Genomic DNA, 13,619 nt, shown 5'->3' with positions numbered 1-13,619 from the left:
CACCCCGCTGAAGGAGGGCGGCGAGGAGTACCTGGACTCGGAGAAGTACCAGCTCAGGCACCGCGACTGGGCCACCGCCGAACGCGAGGGCCGCACCATCACCCCGCTGCTCACCCGGCTCAACACCATCCGCAGGGAACACCCCGCGCTGCACCGGCTCAGGAACCTCCGCTTCCACCACACCGACAACGACGCTCTGATCGCATACAGCAAGCGCAGCGGATCCGATGCCGTCCTGGTGGTCGCCAACCTCGACCCCCACCACGCCCAGGAGGCCACGGTCTCGTTGGACATGCCGCAACTCGGCCTGGACTGGCACGAGTCGGTGCTGGTGCGCGACGAACTCACCGGCGAGACCTATCGCTGGGGACGCAACAACTACGTGCGGTTGGAGCCGGGGCGGGCTCCCGCGCACGTCTTCCACGTCCAGTCCCCGCCCGCCGCGCACGCGAACGGAGGGGCAGGAACGTCATGACCGTGAACGAGCCCGTACCGGACACCTTCGAGGACACTCCCGCACGGGACAGGGATCCCGACTGGTTCAAACGCGCCGTCTTCTACGAGGTGCTCGTCCGCTCGTTCCAGGACAGCGACGGCGACGGCGTCGGCGACCTCAAGGGCCTCACGTCCAAGCTCGACTACCTCCAGTGGCTCGGCGTCGACTGCCTGTGGCTGCCGCCGTTCTTCAAGTCCCCGCTGCGCGACGGCGGCTACGACGTCTCCGACTACACGGCCGTGCTGCCGGAGTTCGGCGACCTCGCGGACTTCGTGGAGTTCGTCGACGCCGCCCACCAGCGCGGCATGCGCGTGATCATCGACTTCGTCATGAACCACACCAGCGACCAGCACCCCTGGTTCCAGGAGTCGCGCAAGGACCCCGACGGGCCCTACGGCGACTACTACGTGTGGGCCGACGACGACAAGGGATACCCGGACGCACGGATCATCTTCGTCGACACGGAGACCTCGAACTGGACCTTCGACCCGGTGCGGGGCCAGTACTTCTTCCACCGTTTCTTCTCGCACCAGCCGGATCTCAACTACGAGAACCCGCGGGTCCAGGAGGAGATCCTGGCAGCGCTGAAGTTCTGGCTGGACCTGGGCATCGACGGGTTCCGGCTGGACGCGGTGCCCTACCTCTACGCGGCCGAGGGCACCAACTGCGAGAACCTGCCCGCCTCGCACGCGTTCCTCAAGCGCGTGCGCCGCGAGATCGACGCTCTGTACCCGGACACGGTGCTGCTGGCGGAGGCGAATCAGTGGCCCGAGGACGTCGTCGACTACTTCGGCGACTACGCCGCCGGCGGCGACGAGTGCCACATGGCGTTCCACTTCCCCGTCATGCCGCGCATCTTCATGGCCGTCCGGCGGGAATCCCGATACCCGGTCTCCGAGATCCTGGCCAAGACCCCCGCCATCCCCTCGGGCTGCCAGTGGGGCATGTTCCTGCGCAACCACGACGAGCTGACGCTCGAGATGGTCACCGACGAAGAGCGCGACTACATGTGGGCCGAGTACGCCAAGGACCCCCGCATGCGCGCCAACATCGGCATCCGCAGGCGCCTCGCTCCCCTGCTGGACAACGACCGGCACACCATCGAACTGTTCACGGCCCTACTGCTGGCGCTGCCCGGCTCGCCGATCCTGTACTACGGCGACGAGATCGGCATGGGCGACAACATCTGGCTCGGCGACCGGGACGCGGTGCGCACGCCGATGCAGTGGACGCCCGACCGCAACGCCGGCTTCTCCACCTGCGACCCGGGCCGCCTCTGCCTTCCGGCGATCATGGACCCGGTCTACGGCCACCAGGTGACCAACGTCGAGGCGTCGATGTCGTCGCCGTCGTCGCTGCTGCACTGGACCCGGCGCATGATCGAGATCCGCAAGCAGAACCCGGCCTTCGGCCTCGGCTCGTACACCGAGCTGCCCTCCTCCAACCCCGCGGTGCTGGCCTTCCTGCGGGAGTACGAGGACGACCTGGTCCTGTGCGTCAACAACTTCGCGCGGTTCGCGCAGCCCACCGAGCTCGACCTGCGCGAGTTCGCGGGGCGGCACCCGGTGGAGCTGTTCGGTGGGGTCCGCTTCCCCGCCATCGGCGAGCTGCCCTATCTGCTGACCCTCGGGGGCCACGGCTTCTACTGGTTCCGGCTCACTCGAGTCGCGTCCCGCATCGGACGGCGACTGTGACCCTGCGCCGCGACAAGGAGGCGTGACCATGCCGAAGACCGCATCCCTGCGCCCGGACCTGACGCGCCTGGCGAAGCCCATGGAGTCGCTCGGCGCCCTGCTGCGCGACTGGCTGCCCCGGCAGCGCTGGTTCGCGGGCAAGGACCGGCCCGTCACCGAGCTCGGTCTGCTGTCGATGACCGAGCTCTTCCCGGGGTGTCTGCATCTGCTGGTCCACGCCGGTCACGCCGGTCACACGGGCGTGCCCTCGCCCGGCGGGGCTCCCCCGGCGGGCGACTGCTACCAGTTGCTGCTCGGCGTACGGGAGCGGCCCGCGCCCCGGCTCGGGCGGGCGCTCATCGGGCGGGTGCAGGACGGGCCGCTGGCCGGGCTGACGGTCTACGACGCGCTGCACGACCCCCGCTCGGCCCAGCTCCTGCTGGACCGGCTGCGGCAGCCGGGCTCCGCGGGCCCCCTGCGCTTCGACTGCGACCCGGACCAGCAGGTGCCCGCCGGGCTGGTGCCGCGGCTGCTGGACGCCGAGCAGTCCAACTCCTCGCTGGTGTACGGCGACGAGTACATCCTGAAGGTCTTCCGGCGCATCCAACCGGGCGTCAACCCGGACCTGGAGGTGCCGGGCGCGCTGGCCCGTCACGGCTGTCACCGCGTGCCGGCGCCCGTGGCCTGGTTCCAGACGGACCAACCGTTCAAGGCCACCCTCGGCGTGCTCCAGCCGTATCTGCGGGACGCCTCCGACGGCTGGACGCTGGGTCTGCACGCGCTGGCCGCCGGGGACGACTTCACCGTCCAGGCCCGGGCGCTGGGCGCGGCCACCGCGGAGGTGCACCTCGCGCTGGCGTCGGCGTTCCCCGTCGGCGGGCCCGGGGAGAACGGGCAGACGGCGGCGGCGATGACCGAGCGGCTGGACGCCGCGGCGCACTGCGTGCCCGCGCTGCAGCCGTTCGTGCCGGGCCTGCGGACCGCGTTCGCCGCGCTCACCACCTGCGATCCGGGACCGCCCGCCCAGCGCATCCACGGCGACCTGCACCTGGGGCAGGTACTCCGGGCCGGACGCGAGTGGTTCGTCATCGACTTCGAGGGCGAGCCGTCCCGGCCGCTCTCCGAACGGCGCAGCGCCCACTCCCCCGTGCGGGACATCGCCGGGATGCTGCGCTCCTTCGACTACGCCGCCCGGCAGCGCCGCCCCTGGCGCCCGGAGTGGGCCCGCCGCTGCCGCGAGGCCTACTGCGCGGGCTACGCCGCCCGCGCCGGATGGGACCCCCGCAAGAAACACGGACTGCTCCGCGCCTATGAGACGGACCGGGCCGTGTACGAGGTGCTGTACGAGGCACGGCACCGCCCCGACTGGCTGCCTGTACCGATGGCGGCCATCGAACGCCTCGCCGTGAGAGGAGACTGAGCCGTGGCACTGCGCGACACCTCAATCCCGGAGCCGTCCGGCCCGGTCCCGGGCACGACCGCGCCCGCCCTGAGCCCCGAGGACCGCGGACGCCTGCTGGCCGGTGCCCACCACGATCCGCACGCCCTGCTGGGCGCCCACCCGGTCCCGGGCGGGATCGTGTTCCGTGCGCTGCGCCCCTTCGCCCGCTCCGTGAGCGTCGTGGTCGACGGCAGGCGCACCGCCCTCGTCTCCGAGGGCGACGGCCTCTTCTCGGGCGTGCTCCCCCTGGACGCGGTCCCCGCGTACACGCTGCACGTGGCGTACGAGGAGGGCGAGCAGGAGACGCCCGATCCGTACCGCTTCCTGCCCGCGCTCGGCGAGCTCGACCTGCACCTGATCCGCGAGGGGCGGCACGAGCAGCTGTGGCAGGCGCTCGGCGCCCAGCCCATGACGCACGAGGGCGTCGAGGGCACCCGGTTCACCGTCTGGGCGCCGAACGCGCAGGGCGTGCGGGTCGCCACGGACTTCACCCACTGGGACGGGACGCAGTTCCCGATGCGGTCCCTGGGCGCCTCCGGCGTGTGGGAGCTGTTCCTGCCGGGTGTCGGCGAGGGCACCGCGTACAAGTTCGAGATCCACTCCCGGTACGGCCACCGCTTCCTCAAGGCCGACCCGATGGCGCGCCGCTGCGAGGAGCCGCCCAACACGGCGTCGGTCGTGACGGCCTCGCACTACGAGTGGGGCGACACCGAGTGGATGGCGCACCGCGCCGACACGCCCGTGCACGAGGCGCCGTTCTCGGTGTACGAGGTGCATCTGGCGTCCTGGCGGCCGGGGCTGACCTACCGGCGGCTCGCCGAGGAACTTCCCCAGTACGTGAAGGACCTGGGCTTCACCCACGTCGAGCTGATGCCGGTCGCCGAGCACCCCTTCCACGGCTCTTGGGGCTACCAGGTCACCGGCTTCTACGCACCGACGTCCCGGCTCGGCACACCGGACGACTTCCGGTTCTTCGTCGACGCCTGCCACCGGGCCGGCATCGGCGTGATCATGGACTGGGTGCCGGCGCACTTCCCGAAGGACGACTGGGCGCTGGCCCGATTCGACGGGGAGCCGCTCTACGAGCCGGGCGACGACCGGCGTGCGGAGCACCCGGACTGGGGCACGTACGAGTTCGACTTCGGCCGCACGGAGGTGCGCAACTTCCTGGTCGCGAACGCCGTGTACTGGTGCGAGGAGTTCCACATCGACGGCCTGCGCGTGGACGCCGTCGCCTCGATGCTCTACCTCGACTACTCGCGCGAGGACGGCCAGTGGGAACCCAACGCCTACGGCGGCCGGGAGGATCTGGCCGCCATGGGATTCCTGCAGGAGATGAACGCGACGGTGTACCGGCGGGCCCCTGGCGTGGTCACGATCGCGGAGGAGTCCACGGCCTGGGGCGGGGTGACCCGGCCGACCGAGACCGGCGGGCTCGGCTTCGGGCTGAAGTGGAACATGGGCTGGATGCACGATTCGCTGGAGTACATCGCGCACGAGCCGGTGCACCGCAAGTACCACCACCACGAGATGACGTTCTCGATGGTGTACGCCTACAGCGAGAACTACGTCCTGCCGATCTCCCACGACGAGGTCGTGCACGGCAAGCAGGCGCTGGTGTCGAAGATGCCCGGCGACTGGTGGCAGCGACGCGCCACCCACCGGGCCTACCTCGGCTTCATGTGGGGCCACCCAGGCAAGCAACTGCTGTTCATGGGGCAGGAGTTCGCGCAGGGCGCCGAGTGGTCGGTGGAGCACGGACCGGAATGGTGGCTGCTCGACGACGGCTACCACTCGGCGGGTGACCACCGGGGCGTGCGCGATCTGGTGCGCGACCTGAACTCGGCCTACCGGGCCACTCCGGCACTGTGGCAGTGCGACACCCGCCCGGAGGGTTTCCGCTGGGTGGCGGTGGACTCGGCCGACGACAACGTCTTCGCGTTCCTGCGCCACGACGCCGAGGGCAGGCCGCTGCTGGCGGTGTCGAACTTCTCCCCCGTCGTCCGGCAGGACTACGGCCTGTGGGTGCCGGGTGACGTGGTCGCCTGGGAGGAGCGCCTCAACACCGACGACACACGCTACGGCGGCAGTGGCGTCACCAACCCGGATCCGGTCAAACCGGAGGACGGACTCGTCCGGATCACGCTTCCTCCGCTGGCCACGGTGTGGCTGACGCCGTTCGCCGTGTGAAGTCCCGCCGCCTCACCAGGTGTCCTACCCGCTGAGAGGGGCACTGGGGGTCGTACCACCGGGAGCACCCGGTGGTACGACGCGGCAGGGCACAGAAGGGCGGGCATCAGGTGCGCACCGTGGGAGTGGAGGAGGAACTCCTCCTGGTCGATCCGGAGACCGGAGAACCGCGGGCGCTGTCCGCAGCTGTGCTCGCCCGGGCGGAGAAGAACGGCGCGGATCAGGACGTGTTCGAGAAGGAACTCCACGAGCAGATGCTGGAGTTCGCCACCCATCCACAGTCCTCGATGGAGAGCCTGCGCGCGGAGATCGTCCGCTGCCGCACGGCGGCGGCCCGGCACGCGGAGGAGATCGGCTGCACCGTCGCGGCGCTCGCCACCTCGCCGCTGCCGGTCAGCCCGGCCGTCGGCGTCAGCCGGCGCTACCAGTGGATGGCGGACCAGTACGGCATCGCCACCCGGGAGCAGCTCGTCATGGGCTGCCACGTGCACGTGTCGGTCGAGTCCGACGAGGAGGGCGTCGCGGTCGTCGACCGGCTGCGGCCGTGGCTCCCGGTGCTGCGGGCGATCAGCGCGAACTCGCCGTTCTGGCAGGGCAAGGACACGGGGTACAACAGCTACCGCAGCCGGGTGTGGCTGCGCTGGCCGTCGGCCGGCCCGACCGAGATCTTCGGCTCGGCCGAGCGGTACCACCGTCTGATCGCGGACATGGTGGCCACCGGGGCGCTCCTCGACGACGGGATGATCTACTTCGACGCCCGGCTGTCCCAGCGGTACCCGACCGTGGAGCTCCGCGTCTCGGACGTCTGTCTGCGTTCGGACACCGCCGTGCTGATCGCCACGCTCGTCCGGGGGCTGGTCGAGACCGCCGCACGGGAGTGGCGAGCCGGCCGTGAGCCGCTCGACCACAGTGTCAGTCTGCTGCGGCTTGCCGACTGGCAGGCGGCCCGGTCCGGGCTGGCGGGCGAGCTGCTGCACCCCACGACCATGCGGCGCATGCCCGCCGAAGCCGTCGTCCGCGCCCTGCTGGACCACGTCGAGGAGGCCCTCGACGGCACGGGCGACCTGGCGCGGGCCGAGGCCGCCTGCGACGAGCTGCTGCGGGAGGGCAACGGGGCTCAGGTGCAGCGCGCGCTGATGGAGCGCACAGGAAGCCTGCGGGACGTCGTCACCGAGTGCGTCCGCCGTACGCAGGCGTGAGGCGTCCCGGCATGGCCGGACCGGGGGCTCAGAGGATCAGGACGAGGGCGTAGGCCAGGAAGAACGCCGCGATCAGCACGGTGACGATGATGATCACGGCCATCGGCGCCTTGGCCCAGCCCTTGGTGGGGTTGTGCGTCTCGCGGGGCAGCGTCTCCGGCATGCTGCTCTCCGCGGGCGGGGTCTCGCCCGGCGGTACACCGCCGCCGGGTTCCAGACCTGGGGTGCGTTCGGGTTCGGGATCGGGGCTGATGTGAGTCATGTCCTCCGGGTCCCCCGATCACGCCGAGATCATCAGCGGGTCCAGTTCCGTATTTTCCGACCCCGAAGCGTCTCGACTCGACTACATTCGAGCACCGCCGATGACGGTACCCGTCGGCAATGTCACACCCCGTACACGTCAGGAGCAGTGCATGCGCGACCTCGCCCTCGCTCCCCCGGCCGTGGCGCCCCTGACCGGCGGGCTCGCCGACAGCGTCTTCGAGGCGGCGGACCGCGAACCGGCCCGGCCGATGCTCGCCCGCCGGGCCGACCCCGCCTCCGCGACCTGGGACGAGGTGACGGCGATCGAGCTGCGCGACGAGGTGGTGGACGCCGCCAAGGGGCTGATCGCCTCGGGGATCGCGCCGGGTCATCGCGTGGCGATCATGGCGCGCACCCGGTTCGAGTGGACGATCCTGTGCTACGCGCTGTGGGCCGTGGGCGCCGAGGTCGTCCCGGTCTACCCGACGGCGTCACGCGACCAGGTGGAGTGGATCCTGCGGGACGCGGGCTGCGTGGCCGTGGTCGTCGAGGACGAGCAGGGCGTCATGACCGTCGGCTCGGTGTGCGCGTCGCTGCCGCTGCTGCGCCACGTCTGGCAGCTGGACGCGGGTGCCCTGGCGGAGCTGACGGCGCGCGGCGAGTTCATCCCGCTGGCCACGGTCGACTCGATGCGGCGCATCGTGCTGCCGGACTCCACGGCGGTCATCGCCTACACCTCCGGGACCTCCGGCCGTGCCATGGGCTGCGCGCTCAGCCACCGCAACCTCGCCGGCCCCTGCGACACGCTGCTGGCGGGCTGGGGGCACACGGCGGCGCCGCGCGGGGAGCAGGGCTCCGTGCTCGCGTTCCTGCCCTTCTCCCATGTGTACGGGCTGATGATCCAGGGGCTGTGCGTGCGTGGCGGGCTGCTGATGGGACACCAGGCCGATCTGAGCGGCGAGGCCCTGTCCTCGGCGCTTCAGTCGTTCCGGCCCACGTACCTCTACGCGGTTCCCTCAGTCTTGGAGAAGATCTACAAGAACTTCCTGCGCACCGCTCAGCAGGGGGGCCACGGAGCCCTGTTCGAGCGGGCCGCGGAGACCGCCCGGGACTTCGCCGCGGCCCTGGAGCGCCAGCGGCTGGGCCGCGGCCGCGGGCCCGGCTTCGACCTGCGGCTCCAGCACGCCCTGTACGAGCGCACGGTGTACCGCAGGCTGCGGGCCGCGCTGGGCGGACGGGTACGGCGGGCGACCTCCGGCGGCTCCCCCCTCAGCCGCGAGCTGTCCCTCTTCTACGAGGGCATCGGCATCTACGTGCACGACGGGTACGGGCTGACGGAGACCGCGGGCGGGGTGACGATGCAGCCGCTCGGCCGGGAGAAGTCCGGGACGGTCGGGCAGGCCCTGCCCGGCATGGAGATCCGGGTGGCCGAGGACGGGGAGATCCTGGTGCGGGGCCCCTCGGTGTTCCAGGGATACGTGGGCGACCAGGCCGCCACCCGAGCCGCGCTGCGGGGCGGGTGGCTCGCCACCGGCGACCTCGGGCAGCTGGACGCGGAGGGCTATCTGACGATCACCGGCCGCAAGAAGGACATCATCATCACCAGCAGCGGAAAGAGCGTCGCCCCGCTGGCCCTGGAGCAGCGGCTGCGGATGCACCCGCTCATCCACCAGGCGGTGGTGGTGGGGGACAACCGGCCCTGTGTCGGCGCCCTGATCACGCTGGACCCGGAGTTCCTGGCGCACTGGCGGGCGGCGCTCGCGCTGCAGGGCGAGATGCGGGAGGCACGGGAGGAGAACGCGCTGCGGGAGGAGATCGCGCGGGCCGTGGCCGCGGCCAACAGCGCCGTGTCGCGGTCGGAGTCGATCCGGGTGTTCCGGGTTCTGCCGGAGCCGTTCGACGTGGCCAACGGGCTGCTGACGCCGTCGATGAAGCTGCGCCGGGACGAGATCGTGCGCCACTACGCCTCCGAGATCGAAGCCATGTACCAGTCACGCTGGCGTCCCGGGCGGCCGAGCACCCCGGACGAACCGTCGAACTGGGACGATTCCGACAACGTGTTCCGCTGAGCGTGCGGCCGGACGCGTAGGCCCCGTCCCCTCGGGAACACGCAACAGTGGCGACGCATGAGAAAGGACGACAGCCCTGACGACAGCCCTAGCTGACGCCCGGGCCGGAAAGGCGATATGTCAACCGAGCCGCGTGGGGACGACGCCCTGACCTCCGAGGAGATCCCGAGCCGCACGAACAGCTTCGTGGGCGAGCCGCATGACGTGACAGGAGCGCGGCTGGCCGCGGAGGGGTTCCTGCGTGATCTGGCACGCTCCTCCCCGCCCTCTGCTCCCGAGTACTGGGACGACATCCTGCTGGTGGTGACGGAACTGGCCGCCAACGCGGTCCAGTACGCCCCCGGCCCGTTCGCTCTGCGCATGCGCCGGACGTTCGACGGGGTGCATGTGGTCATGCACGACACCAGCACCACGGAGCCCGCCCCTCGCCCCTTCGATCCGCGCAGCGGCGGCGGGGGGATCGGCTGGCATCTGATCCACACGCTGTGCGACCAGGTCAGCGTGGTGGCCGACGAGCGGGGCAAGGACGTGCACGTGTTCATGCCCTGGTGAGCCGGTCAGGGGCGCGGCGTGCCCGTGACCGGCTCAGACCCGGCTCAGACCGCGGCCCTCTCGCGTGGCGGCAGCCGGTCGTAGTAGTCGCCTACGGCCCGCAGATACTCCCGGTCCCTCGTCTCGCTGTCGGTCTGGAAGCGCGGCGCCGCCTTTGCGTCCGCCCTGCTGCATGCCAGTGTGACCTTTCTCCCCGGTATGTCGATGCCGGTGACGACCCCGGCCGGTACCAGGACGCTGCGGCCGAACACCCAGACCCCGGTGTCGACGACCAGGTGCCGCATGTCGTGCGGGGCGGCCTCCCGGTCCACGTGCCCGATCGTGCCGTCGGTCGCGGCGACGGCGAAACCGGTCAGGTCCTGCCCCTCCGTGTGACCGCTGTCCGGCGCGTACGACCAGATTCTGTCGATGGCCACTGCCCCATCCTCCCTGGCGATCCGCGGATCGCATCTGCTGCGGCGGGCGCCTCGCGCCCGCCCCGTCCCACAGCAGCAATTACCCTCCTGCCGCAAGCGCATTCGGCGCACACGCCTGCGACCGCACACGACTTCCGGCGGCCGGTCCCCACGATGTCCGGCCGAGGGGGCATGGAGGGCGGTTTCCGGGGTAATCGCGGGGGCGCGGTGACATCCGAAACCCGTCGGTGAAGGGAGGCGCATGAGGAACGGAACTCGAGTCCGGAGAACGACCGGGATCCCCTCGCACCGCGGTCATCCCCAGAGGTGACCAGCCCAGGCCGTAGCACTTGTTGGAGGTATCCGTGCCCCTCGCCCAGAACCCGCTGTCCGTGGAAGTCGAGCTGCCCCGGGAGGACGTGGCCCTGATCACGGTCGACGGCTACCTGGACGTCGACACCGCGACCGAGTTCCAGGCCCATCTGGCCAACCAACTCCACCACGGCCGACGGCACTTCCTGCTCGACCTGTCGTCCGTCCCCTTCATGGACTCGTCCGGGATGAACATCATCCTGCGGGTGTACCAGGAGACCCGTAAGACCGAGGGCAGCGTGCACGTCATCAGCCCGGCACCGGCCGTGCGGCGCATCCTTGATCTGACCGGCGTCAGCATCACCGTGCCGATATCGGAGAGTCTCGACGCGGCTCTGACCCGTGTCGACGAAGGGCCGCACCTGCCCGGGGAGCCGGAGGGGCCGGGCGTCTGACGGTCCTTGTGCCCCACAGGGCAGGGCGCCGGCGAGAGCCGGTGGCCCGGTGCCCCTGCTCCGCCCTGCCCGGACGACGACGGCTCACCCTTCGCACGCCACCGGCGGCGGCTCCAACCGCCGTTGCGCGGAACCGGATCGCTTGCGCCGGAGCAGGTGTCGTACGGGTTCGGCGCATGGTTAGAGTTGTCGCCCGGCAAGTGTCACATCGCCGTCTCGTTGCCAGAAGCGGGCTCGGTCGACGCAACGCGGATGAGGAGAGAACCAGGTGCCGGAGCACGAAGCGGACGGACAGCTCGCCACACCCACCCACGAGGTCAGGGACTTCCTGCACAGCCGGCGCGAGCAGATCGCCCAGCGGTGGGCGGACGAGCCTCTGTTCCGCACCGTGTTCACCGTCTCGCGCGACGAGGCGGTGGAAGCGGGCAAGGTCATCGTGGACGCGCTGGCCCAGGTGGCCGACTCGGATCAGGTGGAGGACCCGGACGCCGCGGGATTCAGCGAGGTGCGCGAGCAGCTGGCCCGGATGGGTGCGGCCCGGTCCCGGGCCGGGCTGTCGAACACCCAGGTCTCCAGCGAGCTGGCCGCCCTGCGCCCGCCCGTGGAGAACCTGCTGGCCGCCGATCTGGAGCAGGCGTCGCCCGAGCACCTGCGCGCCTGTTCAACCGCGCTGACGGTGCTGATGGGCACCCTGCGGCTGGTGGCGATGCAGTCGGCGCTGAGCGAGTGGCAGGCGCTCAGCGACCGGCAGCGGCTGCAGCTGATGGAGGTCGCCACGCCCGTCATCCGGCTGTGGGACGGCATCGTGGCCGTGCCGCTCATCGGGACGCTCGACAGTGCCCGCAGCCAGATCGTGATGGAGACCCTGCTGAACGCGGTCGTGGAGCAGCACGCGCGGTTCGCGATCCTCGACATCACCGGGGTGCCGACGGTCGACTCGCTGGTGGCGCAGCACCTGATGAAGACGGTCGCCGCGGCGCGGCTCATGGGCGCCGAGTGCATCGTCTCGGGCATCCGCCCCGCCATCGCGCAGACGATCGTGCATCTGGGGCTGGACCTGGACGTGATCACCCGTGCGAGCCTCTCCGACGCGCTGGGGTACGCGCTGCACCAGCTCGGTGCGGACATCGTGAACCCGGGTGCGGGTCAGCGGTGAACGACGCCTCCTCCCGCCCCGTGACCGGCCACGTACCGGTCCTCCGGCTCGGCGACGTCCTGCTCGTCACACTCCAGGGGGACCTGCACGACAGCACGGCGCAGCAGCTCCAGCAGGATCTCGCCGAGACCATTTCCCGTACCGGGGTGCGCGGGGTCCTCATCGACATCTCCGGTGTGGAGATCGTCGACTCCTTCCTCGGCCGGGTGCTGGCCGAGATCGCCGCGCAGGCCAAGCTGCTGGCCGCGCGCACCGTGGTGGCCGGTATGCGCCCGGCCGTCGCCATCACCCTGGTCGAGCTCGGGCTGACGCTGCCGGGTCTGAGCACCGCGCTCAGCACCGAGGCGGGCATGGAGCTCCTCGCGCGGCAGGCCCCGGTGACCCGACCCGGCGGCCCGCGTCAGGAGCGTCCGTGATGCACACCGCCGCGGGCGTGGAGGCCTGCTTGCCCATCCGGTCGGACATGGACCTGGTGTGGGTGCGACAGCACGTACGGCAGGCCGCTGCCCGGCTCGGCTTCGGCCTGGTGGACCAGACCAAGCTCATCACCGCGGCCAGTGAACTGGCCCGCAACACCCTGGTGCACGGCGGGGGCGGACAGATGGAGGCGACGCGGGTCGGCGGTGCGGGTGCGCAGGGGCTGCGGCTGGCCTTCACCGACGAGGGACCGGGCATCGCCGACCTGGACCTGGCACTGAGCGACGGTTACACCTCCGGCGGCGGTCTGGGGATGGGGTTGAGCGGCGCGCGGCGCCTGGTGCACGACTTCGACATCGACACCAGGCCGGGCTCGGGGACCACGGTGCGGGTGACCTGCTGGGTGGGCCGGCCGCCGCGTCCGCGCGAGGAGGCCTGATGCCGCGGCTGTGGGACGTGCCGGTGCGCGACGCGACCCGGGTGCGCGACGCCCGGGTCGCGGCGGAGGGCGCTGCCGCGCTGGCCGGGCTGGACGAGCGGCGGACCGCGGCGGCCGCGCTGGTCGCGACGGAGCTCGCCACGAATCTGCTGAAGCACGCCCAGGGCGGTCAGGTGCTCATCGACGTCGTCGCCCCGCCCGTGCTGCGGGAGGGCCGGGAGGAGTCCAGGGTGGTCCAGATCGCCGCGATCGACCACGGCCCGGGCATCTACGACGTCCCCGCGGCCCTGCGCGACGGTTTCTCCACGACCCGCTCGCTCGGCGCGGGCCTCGGTACGTGTCTGCGTCTTTCCGACGACTTCGCCCTGCACAGCGTTCCCGGCCGCGGCACGGTCGCGGTGGCCCGCGTGAGTGCGGCTCCCCGGGCCGGTGAGGCGTCGGCGCGGCCCGCAGGCGGGGTGTCCGCCGGCGGACGGTGGCCGGGTGGCGAGCCGCCGTTCGGCGCGGTGGCCTGCGGTGGCCTGACAGGCCATGCGGTGGTGCCCGGCGCTGCGCCGGACGGGCCGGGGGGCCGGGTGACGG

Annotated in this window: 13 protein-coding genes and 1 pseudogene; 12 read left to right on the top strand and 2 right to left on the bottom strand. The window is 71.4% G+C overall.

The genetic code is table 11. The annotated features are described in order from the left end of the window. From C1J00_RS25270 to C1J00_RS25250, 5 genes and pseudogenes are all read left to right on the top strand, one after another. Window positions 1–475: pseudogene (locus C1J00_RS25270) on the top strand (alpha-1,4-glucan--maltose-1-phosphate maltosyltransferase); the annotation flags it as partial. Then, window positions 472–2,190 (top strand): maltose alpha-D-glucosyltransferase, encoded by a 1,719-nt coding sequence (treS, locus tag C1J00_RS25265; RefSeq protein WP_102911345.1) that lies wholly within the window; start codon window positions 472–474, stop codon window positions 2,188–2,190. The pseudogene C1J00_RS25270 and the gene treS, both read left to right, overlap by 4 nt. A gap of 28 nt (window positions 2,191–2,218) precedes the next feature. Beyond that, on the top strand, window positions 2,219–3,589 hold the full coding sequence (locus C1J00_RS25260) for a maltokinase N-terminal cap-like domain-containing protein (RefSeq protein WP_102911344.1): 1,371 nt from the start codon (window positions 2,219–2,221) through the stop codon (window positions 3,587–3,589). Between the two features lie 3 nt (window positions 3,590–3,592). Further along, window positions 3,593–5,800, top strand: coding sequence for a 1,4-alpha-glucan branching protein GlgB (gene glgB / locus C1J00_RS25255; RefSeq protein ID WP_102911343.1), 2,208 nt, complete (start codon window positions 3,593–3,595; stop codon window positions 5,798–5,800). Between the two features lie 110 nt (window positions 5,801–5,910). Further along, window positions 5,911–6,999, top strand: coding sequence for a glutamate--cysteine ligase 2 (locus C1J00_RS25250; RefSeq protein ID WP_102911346.1), 1,089 nt, complete (start codon window positions 5,911–5,913; stop codon window positions 6,997–6,999). 28 nt (window positions 7,000–7,027) lie between these two features. Here C1J00_RS25250 and C1J00_RS25245 read toward each other — a convergent pair whose 3' ends face one another. Then, the gene (locus tag C1J00_RS25245; protein ID WP_102911342.1) at window positions 7,028–7,261 is read right to left on the bottom strand and encodes a DUF6480 family protein; all 234 of its coding nucleotides are present in this window, start codon (window positions 7,259–7,261) and stop codon (window positions 7,028–7,030) included. Between the two features lie 151 nt (window positions 7,262–7,412). Between C1J00_RS25245 and C1J00_RS25240 the strand changes: the two genes are divergently transcribed. Together C1J00_RS25240 and C1J00_RS25235 are read left to right on the top strand one after the other, a co-directional pair. After that, a complete protein-coding gene (locus C1J00_RS25240) occupies window positions 7,413–9,311 on the top strand; it encodes an AMP-dependent synthetase/ligase (protein WP_102911341.1) in 1,899 nt (632 codons plus the stop codon). A 117-nt stretch (window positions 9,312–9,428) separates the two neighbouring features. Continuing rightward, window positions 9,429–9,863, top strand: coding sequence for an ATP-binding protein (locus C1J00_RS25235; protein WP_102911340.1), 435 nt, complete (start codon window positions 9,429–9,431; stop codon window positions 9,861–9,863). A 44-nt stretch (window positions 9,864–9,907) separates the two neighbouring features. Here C1J00_RS25235 and C1J00_RS25230 read toward each other — a convergent pair whose 3' ends face one another. Then, window positions 9,908–10,279, bottom strand: a complete 372-nt coding sequence (locus tag C1J00_RS25230; RefSeq protein WP_102911339.1) for a hypothetical protein — start codon at window positions 10,277–10,279, stop codon at window positions 9,908–9,910. Between the two features lie 344 nt (window positions 10,280–10,623). On the opposite strand from C1J00_RS25230, the gene C1J00_RS25225 reads away from it, so the two are divergent. The 5 genes from C1J00_RS25225 to C1J00_RS25205 form a co-directional block, all read left to right on the top strand. Beyond that, entirely contained in the window at window positions 10,624–11,025 is a 402-nt protein-coding gene (locus C1J00_RS25225; RefSeq protein WP_102911338.1) for an STAS domain-containing protein, read from the top strand. A 268-nt stretch (window positions 11,026–11,293) separates the two neighbouring features. Further along, a complete protein-coding gene (locus C1J00_RS25220; RefSeq protein ID WP_102911337.1) occupies window positions 11,294–12,181 on the top strand; it encodes an STAS domain-containing protein in 888 nt (295 codons plus the stop codon). Beyond that, window positions 12,178–12,597 carry an STAS domain-containing protein gene (locus tag C1J00_RS25215; RefSeq protein ID WP_102911336.1) on the top strand — a complete coding sequence of 140 codons (420 nt, stop codon included), beginning with the start codon at window positions 12,178–12,180 and terminating at the stop codon, window positions 12,595–12,597. The genes C1J00_RS25220 and C1J00_RS25215 overlap by 4 nt, the downstream gene beginning before the upstream one ends. Continuing rightward, window positions 12,597–13,037: an anti-sigma regulatory factor gene (locus tag C1J00_RS25210; protein ID WP_102911335.1), complete on the top strand. Its 441-nt coding sequence runs from the start codon at window positions 12,597–12,599 to the stop codon at window positions 13,035–13,037. The genes C1J00_RS25215 and C1J00_RS25210 overlap by 1 nt, the downstream gene beginning before the upstream one ends. Continuing rightward, the coding region (locus tag C1J00_RS25205) for an ATP-binding protein (protein ID WP_146046254.1) at window positions 13,037–13,619 on the top strand (583 nt) is incomplete at its 3' end. The genes C1J00_RS25210 and C1J00_RS25205, both read left to right, overlap by 1 nt.

Source organism: Streptomyces cahuitamycinicus, from assembly GCF_002891435.1.
GTDB lineage: Bacteria > Actinomycetota > Actinomycetes > Streptomycetales > Streptomycetaceae > Streptomyces > Streptomyces cahuitamycinicus.
The sequence above is the reverse complement of the archived record's forward strand: the minus strand, read 5'-3'. Positions and strand labels throughout refer to the sequence as shown.

Bases quoted from the DNA above. Each gene is read 5' to 3' on its own strand.
- C1J00_RS25245 (WP_102911342.1), bottom strand. From the start codon at position 7,261: ATGACTCACATCAGCCCCGATCCCGAACCCGAACGCACCCCAGGTCTG.
- C1J00_RS25210 (WP_102911335.1), top strand. From the start codon at position 12,597: ATGCACACCGCCGCGGGCGTGGAGGCCTGCTTGCCCATCCGGTCGGAC.
- C1J00_RS25240 (WP_102911341.1), top strand. From the start codon at position 7,413: ATGCGCGACCTCGCCCTCGCTCCCCCGGCCGTGGCGCCCCTGACCGGC.
- C1J00_RS25235 (WP_102911340.1), top strand. From the start codon at position 9,429: ATGTCAACCGAGCCGCGTGGGGACGACGCCCTGACCTCCGAGGAGATC.
- treS (WP_102911345.1), top strand. From the start codon at position 472: ATGACCGTGAACGAGCCCGTACCGGACACCTTCGAGGACACTCCCGCA.
- C1J00_RS25260 (WP_102911344.1), top strand. From the start codon at position 2,219: ATGCCGAAGACCGCATCCCTGCGCCCGGACCTGACGCGCCTGGCGAAG.